General features: G+C 47.2%; 14 protein-coding genes. 8 read left to right on the plus strand and 6 right to left on the minus strand.

Going from position 1 to position 19,243, the window contains the following annotated elements; genetic code table 11:
* Positions 1 to 18 precede the first annotated feature (18 nt).
* Entirely contained in the window at positions 19 to 969 is a 951-nt protein-coding gene (locus AC2204_RS18705; RefSeq protein WP_318927320.1) for a LysR family transcriptional regulator, read from the minus strand.
* A gap of 169 nt (positions 970 to 1,138) precedes the next feature.
* On the opposite strand from AC2204_RS18705, the gene AC2204_RS18710 reads away from it, so the two are divergent.
* Both AC2204_RS18710 and AC2204_RS18715 read left to right on the plus strand, forming a co-directional pair.
* Positions 1,139 to 1,819: a type 1 glutamine amidotransferase domain-containing protein gene (locus tag AC2204_RS18710; RefSeq protein ID WP_318927321.1), complete on the plus strand. Its 681-nt coding sequence runs from the start codon at positions 1,139 to 1,141 to the stop codon at positions 1,817 to 1,819.
* Positions 1,820 to 1,892: 73 nt separating this feature from the next.
* Positions 1,893 to 3,044 carry an iron-containing alcohol dehydrogenase gene (locus AC2204_RS18715; protein ID WP_318927323.1) on the plus strand — a complete coding sequence of 384 codons (1,152 nt, stop codon included), beginning with the start codon at positions 1,893 to 1,895 and terminating at the stop codon, positions 3,042 to 3,044.
* A gap of 150 nt (positions 3,045 to 3,194) precedes the next feature.
* Here AC2204_RS18715 and pflA read toward each other — a convergent pair whose 3' ends face one another.
* The 4 genes from pflA to ycaO all read right to left on the minus strand — a co-directional run bounded on the left by pflA (position 3,195) and on the right by ycaO (position 10,541).
* On the minus strand, positions 3,195 to 3,935 hold the full coding sequence (pflA, locus tag AC2204_RS18720; RefSeq protein WP_318927324.1) for a pyruvate formate lyase 1-activating protein: 741 nt from the start codon (positions 3,933 to 3,935) through the stop codon (positions 3,195 to 3,197).
* A gap of 330 nt (positions 3,936 to 4,265) precedes the next feature.
* The gene (gene pflB, locus AC2204_RS18725) at positions 4,266 to 6,545 is read right to left on the minus strand and encodes a formate C-acetyltransferase (protein WP_318927326.1); all 2,280 of its coding nucleotides are present in this window, start codon (positions 6,543 to 6,545) and stop codon (positions 4,266 to 4,268) included.
* A 201-nt stretch (positions 6,546 to 6,746) separates the two neighbouring features.
* A complete protein-coding gene (locus tag AC2204_RS18730; RefSeq protein ID WP_318927328.1) occupies positions 6,747 to 8,261 on the minus strand; it encodes a DUF3360 family protein in 1,515 nt (504 codons plus the stop codon).
* Between the two features lie 510 nt (positions 8,262 to 8,771).
* Positions 8,772 to 10,541, minus strand: coding sequence for a 30S ribosomal protein S12 methylthiotransferase accessory factor YcaO (gene ycaO / locus AC2204_RS18735; RefSeq protein ID WP_318927330.1), 1,770 nt, complete (start codon positions 10,539 to 10,541; stop codon positions 8,772 to 8,774).
* 484 nt (positions 10,542 to 11,025) lie between these two features.
* Here ycaO and AC2204_RS18740 point away from each other — a divergent pair, with 484 nt between their 5' ends.
* Positions 11,026 to 12,381, plus strand: coding sequence for a M20 family metallopeptidase (locus AC2204_RS18740; RefSeq protein ID WP_318927331.1), 1,356 nt, complete (start codon positions 11,026 to 11,028; stop codon positions 12,379 to 12,381).
* A complete protein-coding gene (locus tag AC2204_RS18745; protein ID WP_318927333.1) occupies positions 12,378 to 13,859 on the plus strand; it encodes a YfcC family protein in 1,482 nt (493 codons plus the stop codon). Before AC2204_RS18740 ends, AC2204_RS18745 begins: the two co-directional genes overlap by 4 nt.
* Positions 13,860 to 13,992: 133 nt before the next feature.
* On the opposite strand, the gene AC2204_RS18750 is transcribed toward AC2204_RS18745, so the two are convergent.
* The gene (locus AC2204_RS18750; RefSeq protein ID WP_318927335.1) at positions 13,993 to 15,690 is read right to left on the minus strand and encodes an ABC transporter substrate-binding protein; all 1,698 of its coding nucleotides are present in this window, start codon (positions 15,688 to 15,690) and stop codon (positions 13,993 to 13,995) included.
* A 303-nt stretch (positions 15,691 to 15,993) separates the two neighbouring features.
* On the opposite strand from AC2204_RS18750, the gene AC2204_RS18755 reads away from it, so the two are divergent.
* From AC2204_RS18755 to AC2204_RS18770, 4 genes are all read left to right on the plus strand, one after another.
* Positions 15,994 to 16,785, plus strand: a complete 792-nt coding sequence (locus tag AC2204_RS18755) for an ABC transporter ATP-binding protein (protein WP_318927337.1) — start codon at positions 15,994 to 15,996, stop codon at positions 16,783 to 16,785.
* 87 nt (positions 16,786 to 16,872) lie between these two features.
* Positions 16,873 to 17,649 (plus strand): ABC transporter substrate-binding protein, encoded by a 777-nt coding sequence (locus AC2204_RS18760; RefSeq protein WP_318927338.1) that lies wholly within the window; start codon positions 16,873 to 16,875, stop codon positions 17,647 to 17,649.
* Positions 17,650 to 17,759: 110 nt separating this feature from the next.
* Positions 17,760 to 18,500, plus strand: coding sequence for an ABC transporter permease (locus tag AC2204_RS18765; protein ID WP_318927340.1), 741 nt, complete (start codon positions 17,760 to 17,762; stop codon positions 18,498 to 18,500).
* 3 nt (positions 18,501 to 18,503) lie between these two features.
* Positions 18,504 to 19,181, plus strand: coding sequence for an ABC transporter permease (locus AC2204_RS18770; RefSeq protein WP_318927341.1), 678 nt, complete (start codon positions 18,504 to 18,506; stop codon positions 19,179 to 19,181).
* The last annotated feature ends 62 nt before the right edge of the window (positions 19,182 to 19,243 follow it).

Here is a 19,243-nt window from a genome sequence, read left to right on the forward strand (position 1 = left end):
AAATATAAAACTAATTGCTTATTGGTATTCATATCCTTGATGGTCTGTTGCGCTTGAGGTTTGAAATAGTGCAGCCGGGAGTTTGGTTAAATATTCCTGCAAGTGTGCCAGTAATAAGCGCATTTTCTTGGAATTGGCGGCTCTCGGCGGGTAAACACCGTAAATATTGATATCACTCAGCTGGTATTCCTCCAGGATCGGGGTGAGTTGTCCCGACGTGATTAATGGCTGGGCATCGTAAATGGGTAATCGCCCGATGCCATGGCCGCCCAACACAAAAGCCGTTCTTGCCGATGCACTGTTGGTGGCAATACTGCCTTGCATTCTGACATTGTATGAGCGGCTGCCTTTCGACAGGGTCTGAATGCGGGACGTTTTTTTATAGACGACCCATTCATGATTAGCCAGCTCTGCCGGCGTGTGGGGCAGGCCGTATTGACTAAAATAGCTCGGGGCACCACAAAGAATATTTTTCATGGTCATTAGCTTACGGGCATACAGGCCTGAATCCGCGAGAGGCGCTCCCCGAATCGCTAAATCGACACCTTCCTGTATGATATTCACGATTTCATCGGTCAGGTTCAGATCGATTTCAATTTTGGGGTATTGTTTTTTGAAGGTATCCAGAGCCGGTATTATGGTATACATGCTGATATTAACCGGAGCGGTGATAATGAGTTTTCCTTCCGGCTCTTCGCGCAAATTTTCGATTTGCTGATTGGCTGCGGCCGCTTCGTCACTGATGTTCTTGCAACGCTGGTAATAACGCTGGCCTGCGTCGGTCAGGCTAATGCTGCGGGTGGTACGGTTGAGCAAGGGGATCCCAATATGCGTTTCGAGCTTTTTTAAATGGTAACTCACTACCCCGCGGGACAGTCCCAGTTGTCTTGCAGCAGCCGAGAAGCTGCCTTGCTCAATAATTTGTGCGAATACCACCATGCTTTTTAGCTGCTCAAAGGAAACATCCATTTTGACTCTGCTCTTATCTGTTGTTGATTGAATGAGTGATGCATATACGCCAATAGTATCCACTGTTCTAATTATTAAAACAATGATTCTCAATTTATCACCATTGTTTGATTAATCGTTCAGGCATAGACTTTCATCACGCGCTTAATCGAACAAGACGAGGTTGATAATGAAAATTTTAATGGTGCTAACATCCCACGATAAGCTGGGTGAGACTGATCATAAAACGGGCTTTTGGGTCGAAGAATTTGCCGCGCCGTATTACTGTTTTTTAGATGCCAATGCTGACGTTACTCTCGCCTCACCTGCAGGTGGTCAGCCTCCGATTGATCCCAACAGTGAATTAGAGCAATCACAAACCGAGGCCACAGTGCGTTTCAATCACGATGAACAAGCGCAGCAGGTGTTAGCACATACCTTAAAGTTGGCCGACGTAAATGAAAAAGATTACGATGCTATCTTCTACCCTGGTGGTCATGGGCCATTGTGGGATTTGGTGAGCGACAGCCATTCAATCGCGTTGATTGAGGCCTTTTGGCAAGCAGGAAAACCCGTATCGGCGGTATGTCACGCCCCGGCGGTGCTGCTAAATGCGAAGGATCAAGACGGTGAATATATCATTTCTGGCAAAGCGGTCACGGGCTTTACCAATTCAGAAGAAAAGGCTGTTGGTCTGGCCGAGGTAGTCCCTTTCTTACTGGAAGATGAATTAAAAGCCCGAGGCGGACAGTTTGAATCGGCACAAGACTGGAATCCGCTCGCCATTCAAGATGGTATGTTAATTACAGGGCAGAACCCTGCATCATCAGAAGCGGTTGCAGAAGCACTTCTGACCCTGTTAGCCAGATAAACGAAGATCTAAATATACATAGAGCAATAGAGACAAATTAATAATTAATCCCTTGAATACAAAGGAACGAGCAATGCTTAACTTCACGTTTCATAACCCGACGAAAATCTTTTTTGGCGAAGACCAAATAGCAGCTATCGCAAAAGAGATCCCCGCGGATGCTAAAATTCTCGTCACTTACGGTGGGGGATCTATCAAAACCAACGGCGTATATGAGCAGGTCAGCAATGCGCTGAAAGAGCATAACTGGATTGAATTTTCAGGCATCGAGCCTAATCCGCAATATGATACTTTAATGAAAGCTGTGGAAGTGGTTAAAGCTGAGCAAATTACTTATTTGCTGGCGGTTGGCGGTGGTTCAGTCGTTGACGGTACTAAATTTATTGCAGCGGCGGCCCGCTTTGAGGGGGATGAACCTTGGGATATTCTGGCGAAAAATGCACCAGTAGAAGACGCTGTGCCGCTGTCGTGTGTATTAACCCTGCCGGCAACAGGCTCGGAAAGTAATATCGGCTCCGTGGTTACCCGCGGTACGACGAAGCTGGCATTTATGTCGCCTTATGTACGCCCGATCTTTGCCGTCCTGGATCCTAAAGTGACCCTGAGCCTTTCTGAGCGTCAGGTTGCTAACGGCGTGGTTGATGCGTTTGTTCACACCATGGAGCAATACCTAACGTTCCCGGTAAATGCAAAGGTACAAGATCGTTTCTCCGAAGGCTTACTGATGAACCTGATAGAGGAAGGTCCTAAAGCCCTGGCAACCCCCGATGATCTTGAAGTGCGCTCGAATGTGATGTGGTCGGCAACGATGGCCCTGAACGGTCTAATCGGTTCGGGTGTGCCGCAAGACTGGAGTACCCACATGATCGGCCACGAGCTGACAGGTCAGTACGGTATGGATCATGCGCGTACATTGGCGATTATTCTGCCTGCGGTAATGAAAGTACAGCGTGAGCAGAAACGCGGTAAATTAATCCAGTACGCAGAACGTGTCTGGCACCTGTTTGACGGTACTGAAGAAGAAGTGATTGATCAGGCTATCGCGAAAACAGAAGCATTTTTCAAAGCGATGGGCATGCCGGTACGCCTGAGTGATGAAGCTCTCGATGCCGCCAGTATTGAAAATGTGCTGGAGCAGCTTGAACTTCACGGGATGACAGCACTGGGTGAACATGGCGACATGACACCAGAAGTTAGCCGTAAGGTACTGGAAACTGCGTTGTAAGCATTTTCGTAAAATGTCCCGAATTAACTAAGGCCTATCCGCGATATGCGGGTAGGCTTTTTTATAACCAATTGCTCATAATGGCTTAGTGTTGTATCGGTTTTGATGTTTCTTTCGGCTTCAGCACCTTTAGTATCAGGCCGTTTCGCGCTAGTACATTACCTTGTGGCCATAGCTGGCGAGAATGTCTTTCATTTTTTCCATGGTTTCTTTTGATGGCGGGTTTACCCCAGAGAGCGGGTAGTCGTAACCCATCGCTTCCCATTTATGTTCGCCTAGCTGGTGGTATGGCAGCAGCTCAACTTTCTCGATGTTGTCCATATCTTTGATAAATTCACCCAGCATATGGGCTGAGCGTTCATCATCGGTATACCCCGGAACAATCACGTAGCGAATCCAGGTTTTTTGCCCGCGCTTGTGCAGATGCTCGGCAAAATCCAGAACGCGTTTGTTCGGAACACCAACAAGATTTTGATGGATGGTATCGTCCATTTGTTTTAGGTCGAGCATGACCAGATCGGTTGCGTCTAGAACTTCATCAATGACATCGGTATGTTTACGGATATACCCGTTAGTGTCGAGACAGGTATGGATACCTTCTGCTTGAGCCGCCCGGAAAAAGTCGCGGATAAATTCAGGCTGAAGCATCGCCTCTCCCCCGGATGCTGTAACACCACCGCCAGAGGCGTTCATAAAATGGCGGTATGAAACGGCTTCCTTTATGAGTTCTTCAACAGTGATTTCTTTCCCGCCATTAAGATCCCAGGTATCGCGGTTGTGGCAATACTGACAGCGCATCAAGCAGCCTTGCATGAATACAATAAAACGGATGCCTGGTCCGTCGACGGTTCCGCAAGATTCGAAAGAGTGGATTCGGCCTTTTACTGACATTGCTTACTTCTCCGCATGGGCGTGTTTTTATACCTGTCATTTTATTACAGAATGGCAGGCTAAAGTAGCAATAATACAGCGAGGTTGCTGTTGTCTTTAATAAGTATGCCTAAACGGCTTCAAGATGTGCTGAAGCCTGTATTTTGACGTGGCTTAGGTGTTGCCATAATTTTGGGGAGCGGGTGCACGAAGGGGCGGATGGTTTATATATTGGGATAATCCAGAAAAACAAAAAAAGCCGATCAGAGATCGGCTTTTAAACTTACTTTTAAGTGGCGGATTTCGAGTTATCAGACTCTAGTTTCTCACCCCTTGAGACTGAACTCTAGATTATAGAGACTCAGTGAAAGTACGTGCGATAACGTCTTTCTGCTGTTCAACGGTCAGAGAGTTGAAACGCACGGCGTAACCCGATACACGGATAGTTAGCTGTGGGTACTTCTCTGGGTGCTTAACTGCATCTTCAAGCGTTTCACGGTTAAGAACGTTAACGTTCAGGTGCTGACCGCCTTCGATGCTGCCTGCTTCATGGTGGAAGTAACCATCCATCAGACCGGCAAGGTTAGCTTTTTGAGACTCAACTTCTTTACCAAGTGCATTTGGTACGATAGAGAAAGTATATGAGATACCATCTTTAGCATCAGCAAACGGTAGTTTACCTACAGAAGTCAGTGAAGCGACCGCACCTTTCTCATCGCGACCGTGCATTGGGTTAGCACCAGGAGCGAAAGGAGCACCAGCACGACGACCGTCCGGAGTGTTACCCGTCTTCTTACCGTATACCACGTTTGAAGTGATAGTCAGGATAGACTGAGTAGGCACAGCATCACGGTAAGTCTTAAGCTTACGGATTTTCTCCATAAACGTTGTTACTAGTTCACAAGCAATGTCATCTACGCGAGCATCGTTGTTACCGAATTTAGGGTAATCGCCTTCGATTTCGAAATCGATAGCAATGCCGTTTTCGTCACGGATTGGTTTAACCGTTGCGTACTTGATTGCTGCTAGTGAGTCAGCCGCAACAGAAAGACCAGCGATACCACAAGCCATTGTACGCTTAACGTCACGATCGTGCAGTGCCATTAGAGACGCTTCGTAGCTGTACTTGTCATGCATGAAGTGAATGCTGTTCAGAGCAGTCACGTATTGCGTAGCAAGCCAGTCCATTAGCGAATCCATGCTTGTCATTACTTTGTCGTAATCAAGCACTTCGTCAGTCATTGGCGCTGCTTTAGGAGCAATCTGAAGCTTCAATTTCTCATCAACGCCACCGTTGATAGAGTACAGCATCGTTTTAGCCAGGTTAGCACGCGCACCGAAGAACTGCATTTGCTTACCAACAACCATTGGCGATACGCAACAAGCGATTGCGTAGTCATCTGATTCCATGTCAGGACGCATCAGATCATCGTTTTCGTACTGGATTGAAGAGGTATCGATAGATACTTTTGCACAGAAACGCTTGAAGCCGTCAGGTAGCTGCTCAGACCAAAGAACAGTGATGTTCGGCTCTGGAGAAGGACCCATAGTGTACAGGCTGTTTAGGAAGCGGAAGTTAGAACGCGTTACCAGTGTACGACCGTCAAGACCCATACCACCCATTGATTCTGTTGCCCAGATTGGGTCACCAGAGAATAGCTCATCGTACTCAGGCGTACGTAGGAAACGAACCATACGTAGCTTCATGACGAAGTGGTCAATCATTTCCTGTGCTTGAACTTCAGTGATTGTGCCAGCAGCAATATCACGCTCAAGGTAGATATCCAGGAACGTAGAAGTACGGCCAAGAGACATAGCCGCACCATTCTGTGATTTAACTGCAGCCAGGTAGCCGAAGTAAGTCCACTGAATCGCTTCTTGTGCGGTAGTTGCAGGACCAGAGATATCACAACCGTATTTAGCGGCCATCGTTTTAATCTGGCCTAGTGCACGGTGCTGCTCTGCAATTTCTTCACGAAGCTGCATAGTCATCTGAAGGTCTTCGCCTTTCTCGAAACGCTCTTGCAGAGACGTAAACTGAGCGAACTTGTCCTTCATCAGGAAGTCGATACCGTATAGTGCAACACGGCGGTAGTCACCGATGATACGACCACGGCCGTATGCATCTGGAAGACCTGTCAGAACACCAGACTTACGGCACTTCATGATATCTGGCGTGTAGATATCGAAAACGCCCTGGTTGTGAGTCTTGCGGTACTCAGTGTAGATCTTTGATACCATTGGATCTAGTTCACGACCGTATACCTTGCATGAACCTTCAACCATACGGATACCGCCGTTAGGGATGATTGCACGCTTAAGCGGAGCATCAGTCTGCAGACCAACGATAGTCTCTAGATCTTTGTTGATGTAGCCAGCATCGTGTGAAGTGATGGTAGAGATAACAGAAGTATCAAAATCAACAGGAGCGTGAGTGCTGTTTTCCTGTTTAATGCCTTCCATTACTTGAGCCCAAAGCTTAGCTGTCGCCGGCGTCGCTTCAGATTCTAGGAAAGACTCGTCACCTTCATACGGGGTGTAGTTTTTCTGGATGAAGTCACGAACGTTAACATCGTTCTGCCATTCACCTTCAGCAAAACCTTCCCAAGCTTTAGCAAATTGCTCTGCCATGATATACCTACCTTTTTAGTAGAAAAAATACGTACTGATTTTGAAGCCGTTGAGCTAATCACCATCGAGTGGTGGACAGTACACTTCTTTAACAATAATACGGATAATCAAATCTATCAGTTCAACAAAAATGATAATTTCATTATTCGTATTAGTACTAATAACCTAGTTAAGAGAGGGCAGCGTACTGCCCTCATCACATTATAGTAGTGCTGGAATGCCGTACTTGCCTTCAAGCATACCTACCGCCAGCATCGCCATTAGACAGATGATAAGCACAGAGGCAGGAATAACAATACGGTCCATGAACGAAAGCTTCTTCGCACGCTCTTTGTCACCAATCAGGCCGTTGTTATCTAGCAGCATAGTTAGTGCCCATGCCAGTACCGGGTTGGCAACTGCAGAAGCAAAGATACAGATACCAGCAGATTGTGAATCTTTGGTGTCTTTAACCATTTGCATACCGGCTTCTAGCAGCGGCAGGAATACACCGACTAGCAGAGCAATACGCATTACTGGTGGCCATACTGCAACATCCATCGGGAAGCCAAGGATTGCGATAAGCATTACCAAAGAGCCCAGAATGATAGCACCGCCAGGGATAGGACGCTTAGCGATTGCTGCCGGGATCATGTACGTACCCCAAGATGATGTAATGTTACCACCACCGACCGCAGTACCGACCATTTGACGGATAGAGCACATCGTCATCGTGTCATCAACATCCATCAGTACTTTGTCAGTACCTTTAGGGTAGTTAAGTTCTTGGAAGATACGGTGGCCCAGGAAGTCAGGTGACCACATTGCTACTGCCAGAATGGCAAATGGCAATGATGCAATGAAGTGCTGCAGGTTGGGCAGACCAAGCATCCAGCCTTCTTCCGTGCTGCCCCACCAGTATACAGGGTTCAGGTTTGGCAGACCCATTTTGGTTTCGAAAGTAAGGTCAAAGCCGGTACCAAACGCCAGAGCAACCAGAAGTCCTGTTACTGCACAAGCCGGGATAGCTAACCAACGCTTGTTGATACGGGCAAGGAAAGCGTAAAGCACGATGTTAACCGCCAGTACAACCAGGCCAACATAGCCTAGGCTGCCTTTAGCAATTTCGGCAGTTTCCAGGCCGGTTGCCCAAGTTTGGATCTGACCGATTTGGCTCATGGCCCCGGTAAAACCAAGGAACACTAACAAGCCGCCGGCAACCCCCTCACCGGTCAGATTAACCAGTTTAGAGCCACCTTTAAAGTAACTAAGTAGCAGACCGAATACACCAAGAAGGAGAGCAAGAGCAAGAGGGTGTGCACCGGCAAGGGCAATGGTACCGATCAACGGAATCATTGGACCGTGGTTACCTGCCAGGTTGGCGCGGGGGTTAATAAATCCGGATGCCAGAATACAGAAAAGAAATGCAGGAATAAGCATTTCGACTCGTGCCACTTCAATGGCGAATTCTTTGCCAAGATTAACATGATCCCAGGCTTGGGTCAGCCCGTCAGCCCAAGACATCATTACCGCAGAGTACATTGCGATAATACCAATAGTACCGGCTAAAGCGGGTACCAGGTCTTCCCATTCAAAGCGGAAGTCACGGCCTGGCAGGTTTAAGCCAAAGCGGCGTGGTTTCATTATCTTGAGTTCGTTGTCAAGATAGTCCGATCGACTTGAGAAGTCAGAGGCAGGGCGGTGTTGCTCCTGATAACTTCTTTCTTCAGATGACATAATTGCCTCGTTCTACGTTATAAAATAATTCTTGTGTTTATTGCTGTAATGTAGCGTTCTTACCTGAGAACAACTTCTTCACTTCAGCCTTGAGTTAGTTATTAGTGTAATATTATTTCACCAAATTTTGCTAAATTCTACAGCTTGGCCTCGCGAATACAATTGATCTCGATCACTACGCTTAAAAAAATGTAGGAAAATCACCAAAAAAAATTGAGCGGGAAGAGCAGTTATTATGATTAATGAAAGAAAGCGCATAACAAAAATAAATATGTGAATGAGCTCACAGTTGGTATTTTTGGGGTTAAGTGTTTATTTTGTAACAGATTATTGCTTGTAGCTCGTAATTTTCGGGCTATAGGTTCCCTGATACCAAGGGTAGCAGGGGCCGTACAAATTTTGAACGCGGTGTTCAGTAAATAGAACCAGAACGCGGAATGCCAGCAAAAATTTGCTGGCATTGATATTGCTGGCTGGAATTAGCCCTTTGCTAACACAAATGTAATAAAATTACTGAATGTTCAATTTTTTTGCGGATTGAAGTTTATGGTATGAGGCCAACAGCTTTTGATGGGCCGGGAATTGACTCATAGTCAAATCACCAGCCGTCAGACCATAAAAGCGTACCGTGCCTTCAATTGAGCCCCATACCGCGGCCACCGTCTCTGTTCCATACTGGCGTTCGAACTCAGCCTTAGCATGTGCCGGAGCACGGTCTTCATCGAGAGCCAGCTTTAAGCTCGCAATAACGCAGAGAAAGAACTGTGTTCGGGCCGGGCTATAGGTGGATACATTGTAGTCAAGACACCAAGCGGCGATCTCTAAGGCCAATTCCAGATCACCGCCAGCGAGTGCCAACAGGCATTTCAGCTCACCAATTCGCAATGTCTGCCACGCTTCACCGGTTTGAGGTACCAAACCAATAATCTCATGGAGAAGGACGCTATCATCGAAGCCTTCTTCGTCAAGAATCGCGTACATTTCAGCATACTGCTCGCCTTCCCAATCCACACTCGGTAAAGCCAGGAGAGTCTCGCGTAACTCCAGTGCGACATTGTTGTTACTTTCTATCAGTGCCTCGGTAGGGTAAATTTCCGACCAGCTAGGCACAATAATACGACAGCAATCCACGCCCAGATGGTCGTAATCTGCAATATAAACGTCAGCCCTGTCTTCCGTTAACATCCCCATCAGATGAGCAAACTCTTCTTCCGAGCTTCCCGTGAAGTTCCAGTCGGTAAAGACATTATCAGCATCGGCTTTAAACAGATCGCAAGAAACCATCGCTGTTGAGTAACTAACCAGTGCCGCTTGATCGTGGTGAGCGGCCACGGCTTCAGTATCGACTGAAGGCTGTGGGATGATGCCTGCATCGTTTGTTAGAGCAAGTGCCAGAGCGCGGTGTTGCAGTAATTCGGTCACCGCTCGTTCAAGAGCAACCTCAAAGCGAGGATGGGCGGCAAAAGCAGCCAGGCATAGATCATTGCCGGGGATGGATAGCATCGCGCAAAGAACGGGGTATTTACCGCCGAGTGATGCGTCATAACAAACAACGGGGAAGCCTTTCGCTGCTAATGTATCAATCGTCTCTTTGATGGCCGGGAAGCGACCCATTACGTCAGCAGGGATCTCTGGCAGACTGATACCTTCGGCCACAATGCGGTTTTTGAGTCCGTACGCCAATATTTCTGATAGGCCTTGGCTACGCGCTTCGGATTTGGAATGACCAGCTGCGATACCGTTAAACGGGTACAGGTTACCGATGATGTTCACCGGAATATAGACCGTTTCGTTATCGGCCTGGCGCTCGAAAGGCAGACAGCAAACCCCACGCGCCATATGACTTGACTGAAGATCGACCAAATCGGTGCCTAGCAGCTCCAGGGTTGGATCGTAAAACTGGGTTAAGCGCTCATCCAAAATGCCTTCCGGCGGCAGGTTATCTTCATCAATATCAAACCACTTTTCATTGGGGAAATGAACAAATTCACTTTCAGCAATCTTCTGCCCCAGATAGTAATCGGCATAGAAATCGTTGGTAGACAGACGCTCGAAATATGTCTCCAGAGCCGATGCCAGTGCTGCTTTCTCTGTTGTCCCCTTACCGCTGCAAACGTTCATCGGGGCATCGATGTCACGAATTTGTACTGACCAGACGTTAGGTACAGGGTTAAGCCAGGAGATCTCTTCGATGTTGAAACCTAAATTTTTTAATTGCGTTTGGTAACGCTCAATCGATTCTTCAAGCGCGGCTTCTTTACCCGGGATAAATGTTTGCATTATACGTCTCATCAGTAAAAGCTTTCCTCAGTATTGAGTGGCGCAAAGTATATACACAAACTAACCGGACGTCAGAAAGCTATCCCCGAGTGATCTCAATATGCAGGATGCAGAGTGGTGCCATCAGTCGTCGAATCAGATAATGAATCAAGCTTTATCCCTTAACGTCTTTCAAGGTGCTGGCCAGCTTATTCGCCGGCGTTATTAATTGCTATTTAGCCGCTGTTTTCTTCTTTATTGTGTTAACTGAAGAACTTGCCATATACCAAATAAAGAGAATGCTGGCTTTTTGACTTACATCCCATATTGATCCTGAATCGAGTGAAAGTTGTCACAGTTCATTATGCAACTCTGTAGCAGAATTCACCGGTACAAGGAAAAAGTGCTTAATATTTATGCCGATAATTAAATAACCTTCATTATTTTAACCTGCATGGTTGTTGGTGAGCAGGCTAAAATACAGGAGGAAGCAAAGAGGGATACGATGAAAGCAACAGTAGCATCTTATATTGACGGTATCCGCGATGAGTACATTGCCGCGGTGAAACGTCTGGTGGCAATACCGAGCATCTATCAGGATGACAATAGCGGTAAACCCTTTGGTCAGCCTATTGATGACTGCCTGACCGAAACCCTGGCACTTTGCCAGCAGTTAGGTTTTACCGTTTATCAGGATCCGGACGGTTACTACGGGTATGCCGAAGTCGGGCAAGGGGAGCAGATGATCGGCATATTGGGTCATCTGGATGTGGTGCCGGTCGGGGATCTATCGACTTGGAAATCAGCCCCTTTTGAGCCGGAGATCAGAGACGGTCGTTTATATGGTCGTGGAACGCAGGACGATAAAGGGCCGACACTCGCGACGCTGTTTGCGGTAAAAGCCTTGCAGGAAAGCGGCGTTGAGTTCAGTAAGCGGATCCGCTTTATTTTCGGTACTGATGAAGAAACATTGTGGCGCTGTATCGACCGTTACCTTGAAAAAGAAGAAACCCCTCAGTGCGGTTTCACCCCTGACTCTGTCTTTCCTTTAATTCATGCTGAAAAAATGCTGATCCAATCCTGGTTACATGGCGCAGGTTCGTTTGACGTCGAATTAGAGTGTGGTGGCGCATTAAATGCTGTGCCCGAACTGGCTAAATATCAAGGGCCTTTGTGGGAGGAATTAGCCGGGGCTCTGGATGAGCTGGGCTTTGATTTTCACGTCGAAGATGGCGAGATTACTGTTCTGGGTAAAGCTGCGCATTCGGCTTCCGCAGATGTAAAAGGGGTCAATGCGATTGCCCGTTTGTGTCTGGCTTTGCAGAAAATCGGGGTGATGCACCCAATGGTACGCTTTGTTGCAGAGCAAGTCGGCCAGGATGCCAACGCGACGGAAATATTTGGTCCGGTTGAAGATGTCAGCGGGCGCCTGACGTTCAATGTGGCGCAATTATACATTGATACCCAGAGCAGTAAGCTTGGTATTGATATTCGGGTGCCGGTTACTTTTAGTAAAGACGACTATGACAACGATATTCAGGCCGTAGCGGCACAATATGGTCTGCAATACGAAGAATTTGATGTGTTGCCTTCTCTGTATATGCCGGCAGACAGCCCGGTAATTAAGACCTTGATGGCGGCATATCAGGAAGTGAGTGGCGATCTGGAAAGCCAGCCAATGACGTCAGGCGGCGCAACGTATGCCCGCGCGATACCAAACTGCGTGGCATACGGGGCGATATTTCCGGGACGTGACAAAGTGGAACACATGCCCAATGAATATTTGATTATTGATGACATGCTTAAATCGATGAATGTGTATGCAAATGCGATTTATCAATTGCAGGGAGTAGAATTATGACCACCGCAACTGAATCTGGAAAATTAAAAAAATCATTTAAAATGCCTACGGTTTATACCATCCTGTTTATCATTATCGCACTGGTTGCGTTACTGACCTGGATAATGCCGTCGGGCAAGTATGACTATATTGTCAACGGTACCGATCAGGTGATCCCGGCGGCTGAAGTACTTGCCTACGACGGGGGCGAACGTTTGTTACCGATCCCGGGCAGTTACACGGAACTGGAATCGTCACCGCAAGGGGTGATTGATGTCTTGATGGCGCCGATAAAAGGCTTCCATAAAGCGGTGGACGTGGCGTTATTTGTCCTGGTGATCGGCGGCTTCTTGGCCGTGACCATGCGCACAGGAGCAATGGATTCGGGAGTCGCGGCGATTGTCCGTAAATTCCGTGGCCGTGAGCAAATGATGATCCCGGTATTGATCACTTTGTTTGCCATCGGTGGTTCGACGTATGGCATGGCAGAAGAAACCGTGGCTTTCTGGGCGGTGATCTTACCGGTGATGGCCGTGGCAGGTTATGACCGTATGGTGGCAGCCGGCATTATTTTACTAGGATCCGGAGTCGGAGTACTCGCTTCGACGGTGAATCCGTTCGCAACGGGTATCGCATCCGGTTTTGCTGATTTGCCGATCGGTGAGGGTATTGGCCTGCGTCTGATCCAGCTCGTCATCTTGATCGCCATGGCTTCCTGGTATGTGATGCGTTATGCCGCCAAGGTCAAAGCAGACAAATCCAATTCAGTGCTGAGTGATATTGAATTTGATGATGAATTTTCTCATATAAAAGATGACAACGGCGAGTTCACCTCTAAGCAGAAGCTGACCATGTCAGTATTCTTTGGTGCATTCCTGGTGATGATTTACGGCGTGATCCCATGGGAAGATATGGGTATTACCGTGTTTCCAACCTTATGGTGGTGGTTTGATGAGCTGTCAACGCTGTTCTTAGCCTCCGCTATTTTGATTGCCCTGATCAACCGTATGTCAGAGGGTGAGTTTATTAAAACTTTCCTTGAAGGGGCGAAAGATCTGATCGGTGTAGCGATGGTTGTCGCGGTTGCCCGTGGTATTTACGTAGTGATGGATAACGGTGTGATCATCGATACTATCCTCAACTGGGCTGAAGGTATGGTAACCGGGTTATCGTCCGGCGTTTTTGTTGTCGTGACTTATCTGGTTCACATCGTACTGAGCTTCTTTATTCCATCAACGTCAGGCCTGGCGACGGTCTCTATGCCGTTAATGGCACCGCTGGCGGATTTCTCCGGTATTGGCCGTGATTTGATTATCACCGCTTATCAGTCTGCAAGTGGCTGGATCAATATTTTTGCGCCGACAGCAGGTCACCTGGTAGCTGGTCTGGCACTGGCGAAGATCCCTTATGAGCGTTTTCTTAAGTGGGTAATGCCATTTGTGATCATGGTGCTGGTTATGACCATTATTATCCTGTTCGCAGGCGCTGCGATGGTTTAAAACTTAGGGGCGAGAAACGAGGTCCTAGGTTCTAGGAAAAGAATAAGGCGAGTGTTGATTATTGATCTCACTCGCCTTTTCTATATTCTCGCATCTCGCATCTCGCATCTCGCATCTCGCATCTCGATCCTATTTATTCTTTCGGTCTCAGCGCCAACACATGCAGCAGCCGCTCGGGAGTTTGTGGCCATACCAGCGGGCTGGCTTTGGGGTTGTTTTCATTAAACCAGCCGGTAAATCGCTCGGTGTTGTACTGATAAAACTGCACTGTATTGTACAGCGGTACCGTGATCTGCTGGCTGGCGACAATGTCATTGAGCTGGTGAAGAATGGATATACGTTTGCTGGCTGAAGACGCAGTAGGAAACTGAGCCAATAAAGTATCAATCCGATTATTGCGATAGAAATGCATAGCATATCGCGGATATTGAGGCGCCTGATAAAGGCTGTTAAATGCCATGTCAAAATATTTAAACGGGGTTGGTCCCTGGGGATAATTGGTCAGTGCCGTGATGTAATCGCCAGCAGCCAGTCTTTCGATAAATTCACTGTAGTCGACCTCTATTGGGCGTACTTTAATGCCTATTTCCTGGATCATTTCAGTCAACATTAGTGCTGTTATATTAAAATCAGACCAACCGCGCGGAGTCAGGACGGTCAACTCCAACGGTTCTCCTGATGGCTGATCTCGCCATTGATCGCCATTTTTATCTGTGACATCAATATAAGTCAGCCAATCTTTGGCCAGTTCGGGATTAAAGTTCATATATGGCAGGTATTTCTCTGTCACCACCGGATCGGCCCATCGTTTGAAACGCTGGCTCATCCCTGATGCGAAACGCGATGGTTCGCCCTGACCAAATGCGGCGATATCGATTAAGCGCTGACGGCGAACGGCCATCGAGATTGCACGACGGAATTCAACTTTTGATATCACCGCTCTAAGTCCCGGATCGGCGGCTTTAAAATTAAACATCAGGCTGATGGTGCTGGCTGGTGGCAACCAGTATTTAAAATCTGGCGAGTAGGAGGCGTAATGACGTTCTATATCTGGAATGAAAGAACCTGCCCAGTCGAATTCGCCTTTGGCAATACGGGCAATAAAATCATCATTATTGGTCACTTTGGGGTAGCGTAAGCAATCGATTTTTCGTTCATCAGCCTGCCAGTAGAAAGGGTTCTGGCACTGAAGGTAGCCGTTTTTATCCATGTCCTCAATTTGGGTGAACGGGCCGGTACCAATAGGGCTGGGATTGGCGAAATGGACCGGATCTGACACCATCATCCACTGGTGTTTCGGTACGATAGGCAATAGCACTAAGGTATAGGCTGCGAGTACATTTGGCTTATTAAGCTTAAAATAGACTTCTGTCGGGCTACGCTTTTGTACCGATCCCAGCCATTGATTAATGCCATGTGAGTCAAGTTCCGGATGTATTTTTGCCAGAGAAAAAGAAAACACCACATCATCGGCAGTGAATGGTTTTCCATCTGACCAGGTCACTCCCTCTCTTAGGCGAAAGCTGATCCCGCTTAAATCATCATCAAGCTGGTAACCCGTTGCAAGTCGGTATTCTGGTTGATTGTTCTGCCGTGAATTAAAGACAATTAAAGGCTCAAAAATGAATTCATGCGTGGTTGGCATGCTAGCTTTCGAGTAAGGGTTGAAATTCGCAATAATTTTATCTTTATATTCAGGAACTAAAGTGAGAACAGTGCGATTTTTGTCGACATTCTGAGCAGCGTGCAGATCCGCTGAAAATAGAGAGCCAGTCAGGGCTAACAGACAGCATACAAGACGCCAGTTCAGTTGAAGTGAGACTCGAAACATTAGACTAACCCGGTTATTGCTTATAACAAGATAAAAGAAGACGATTTCATCGCGCTAACCTACATCATGTAAATCTTATTGGCAAATGACTAAATTACTGTATTGTATGCGTTATTATTCATATTTACTGGATATTTATGTGCGACACGAAGGTTAACAAAATGTTGCCAATGGTGTGTCACGGTGATACCTTCGACGAATGGCTTGTAAAGTAGCTTAAAATTTTGCGAGTAATATCAGACTGAGCCCACCATAGATCAGATTGGTATTTTCCCGGTTTTATGGAGCAACAGGAGTTAGCGCATGGCTGGAGTATTGACCCTTGAAAACAATACCGTGGCGCTGGAAGTAAAGGATTTACATAAATCTTTTGGTCAAAATGAGGTCCTGAAAGGGATTTCTCTGACCGCTCACCGTGGTGACGTCGTCTCTATTATCGGTTCTTCCGGATCCGGCAAGAGTACTTTTCTTCGGTGCATTAATCTGCTTGAAACCCCGACCCAAGGGGAAATATGGGTGAATGGCGAGCTCATCGAAATGAAAAACAATCGCCGTGGCGAATTTCTGCCCGTTGATGAAAAGCAAGTACAGCGTATTCGTTCGCGTCTAGCGATGGTCTTTCAGGGCTTCAATTTATGGTCGCACATGACGGTGCTAGGCAATGTGATTGAAGCGCCGGTTCATGTCTTAGGTGTACCTAAAGCGGAAGCTATCGACAAGGCGGAACAGATCTTAAAAAAAGTCGGACTTTATGACCGCCGTCATTATTATCCGGGACATCTTTCTGGTGGTCAGCAGCAACGAGCGGCGATTGCCAGGGCATTAGCCGTTGATCCTGAAGTCATGCTATTTGATGAGCCCACCTCTGCCCTTGATCCTGAATTAGTGGGTGAAGTGTTAGGTGTTATGCAGGATTTGGCCCAGGAAGGACGGACCATGTTGGTGGTTACCCATGAGATGGCATTTGCCCGAGATGTCTCTAACCATGTGATGTTCTTGCATCAAGGCCTGGTGGAAGAGCAGGGCCACCCGGAAAAATTATTCACCAATCCCGAGTCGGAACGACTAAAACAATTTATCTCGTCAATTTATTAAAGTGAGATGTCGAATAACGATAATGATTGAATGGCCGTCTGAGTTTATTTGGAAACATACGGCAGTAAACACAACAGGAGAAGCAAGATGAAAAAATGGATTTTAACTGCTGCAATGGTGTCAGCATTGAGTGCAACATCGGTTCAGGCGAAAGAGTGGAAAGAGGTGCGTTTCGGTATTGAAGGTGCGTACCCTCCCTTTAGCTGGACTGAGCCGAGCGGCGAGCTGAAAGGTTTCGATGTTGATATGGCGAATGCATTGTGTAAAGAGCTGCAAACGAAATGTAAAATTGTCGCTCAAGACTGGGATGGCATCATCCCTTCTCTGTTGGCACGTAAATATGATGCCATTATTGCCGCAATGTCGATCACCGAAGAACGTAAGAAGAAAGTCGATTTTACCGGCAAATATGCGCTGATCCCAAACAAGTTTGTGGCCAAGAAAGGCACCAAGCTTGATTTTACCAAAGACGGCCTGAAAGGGGTTAAAGTCGGTGTTCAGCGTGCAACCACTCATGATAAATACCTGACCGATAACTACGGCGACTCTGTCAGCATCGTTCGCTATGGCTCATTTGATGATGCTTACCTGGATCTGAAAGCCGGCCGTATCGCTACCGTTCTCGGTGATGCGTCAGCACTGGAAGAAGGTCTGATTAAGAAAACAGGTGGTGACGCTTATGAATTTATCGGCCCGTCTTTAACGGATCCGCAATGGTTCGGTGAGGGCTTCGGTATTGCTCTTCGTAAACAGGATAAAGATTTGACTGCGAAGCTGGATGTTGCAATTAAATCGTTGCGTGATAAAGGCATTTATCAAGAAATTGCCGCGAAGTACTTTGCCTACGATGTATACGGTCAGTAAACCCTCATAGGAACGAGTTTAGAGAGGCGAGCATTCCAAGTGCTGGATCGGTTACTTGCTAATCGCCTCTGTTTACTCTCCTCCCTTTGCCGTTTAAAGGAGTCCTCCCTTTGTTGGATTTAAAAGGATATGAATGGTCATTAGCAGAAGGGGCATGGGTAACCCTACAGGTTGCGCTACTGTCTCTTTTCCTCGCAATGATCTTGGGTATGCTCGGTGCATTGGCAAAAGTGTCCCCTTACCGCTGGGCAAGGGCGATTGCCACGGTTTATACCACCGTGATCCGCGGTATTCCTGATTTAGTCTTAATGATGCTGATTTTCTTCGGTGGGCAAATGCTGCTCAACAACAGCTTGTATCGTGCTAATGAATGGCTGAATGAGTATTTTACCACTGGAGACCCGAGTCATGAGTGGACCGCTTACCTGCCGGACTACATTGAAATCAGTCCATTTATTGCGGGTGTTTTGACCATCGGATTTATCTTCGGTGCTTATATGGCTGAAACCTTCCGTGGTGCGATCCTTGCGGTTGATAAAGGCGAGCTGGAAGCCGCCAAGGCCTATGGCATGAGTGGTTTTTTAACGTTCCGCCGTGTGCTGTTGCCGCAGATGATCCGCCATGCGCTGCCCGGGTTTGGTAATAACTGGCTGGTGTTATTAAAAACAACCGCATTAGTGTCAATTATTGGCTTGGATGACATGGTGCGTAAAGGGGCAATGGCGGCAGGCACCACGCAAATGCCGTTCACTTTTTACATGACAATAGCGGTTATCTTCCTACTCTTTACGTCCTTGTCGACCTCTGTGCTTAAGTGGGCTGAGCGTAAATCCAGTATTCATACGAGGTAAGTGATGGATTTCTCAATTTTTACAGAAAGCTGGCAACTCTACCTTGATGGCTTCATTACCACCGTGTGGATGGTATTTGTTTCGTTGCTGATCGGTTTGTTCATCTCTATTCCTATTGGTATCGCGCGTAACAGCAAGAATCCGCTACTTTCGTTACCGGCCTGGGCATACATTTATTTCTTTCGTGGAACACCGCTTCTGATTCAGTTGTATTTGATTTATTACGGTCTGAGCCAGTTGATTAATGTGCAGGATACCCTGTGGCAAGAAGCTTGGTTCTGTGCTTTAGTCGCCTTTATTTTGAATACCGCAGCGTACACCGCAGAAATCGTACGCGGTGCGATCAATAGCATGCCGAAAGGGGAAATTGAAGCTGCGAAAGCCTATGGCATGAGCATCCCGCTGGCATTTCGCCGAGTGATCCTGCCAAGTGCATTGCGCCGTGCTTTACCTGCCTACAGTAATGAAGTGATTTTTATGGTTCACGGCTCGGCTGTCGCCGGTATCGTCACTATCGTCGATCTGACTGGTGCCGCACGTATCGTCAATTCCCGTTACTATGCACCGTTCGAATCATTCCTGTTTGCCGGTATGTGCTACATGGTTCTGACCTTCCTGATCATCTGGGGATTCAGAAAACTGGAAAGGCACTGGCTAAGGCATTTAAGGCCACTGACGTGATCCAGTTTCGAGTATCGAGATGCGAGTATCTAGAACCTTGTATCTCGCATCTCGCATCTCGC

This window comes from Photobacterium sp. (assembly GCF_057456235.1).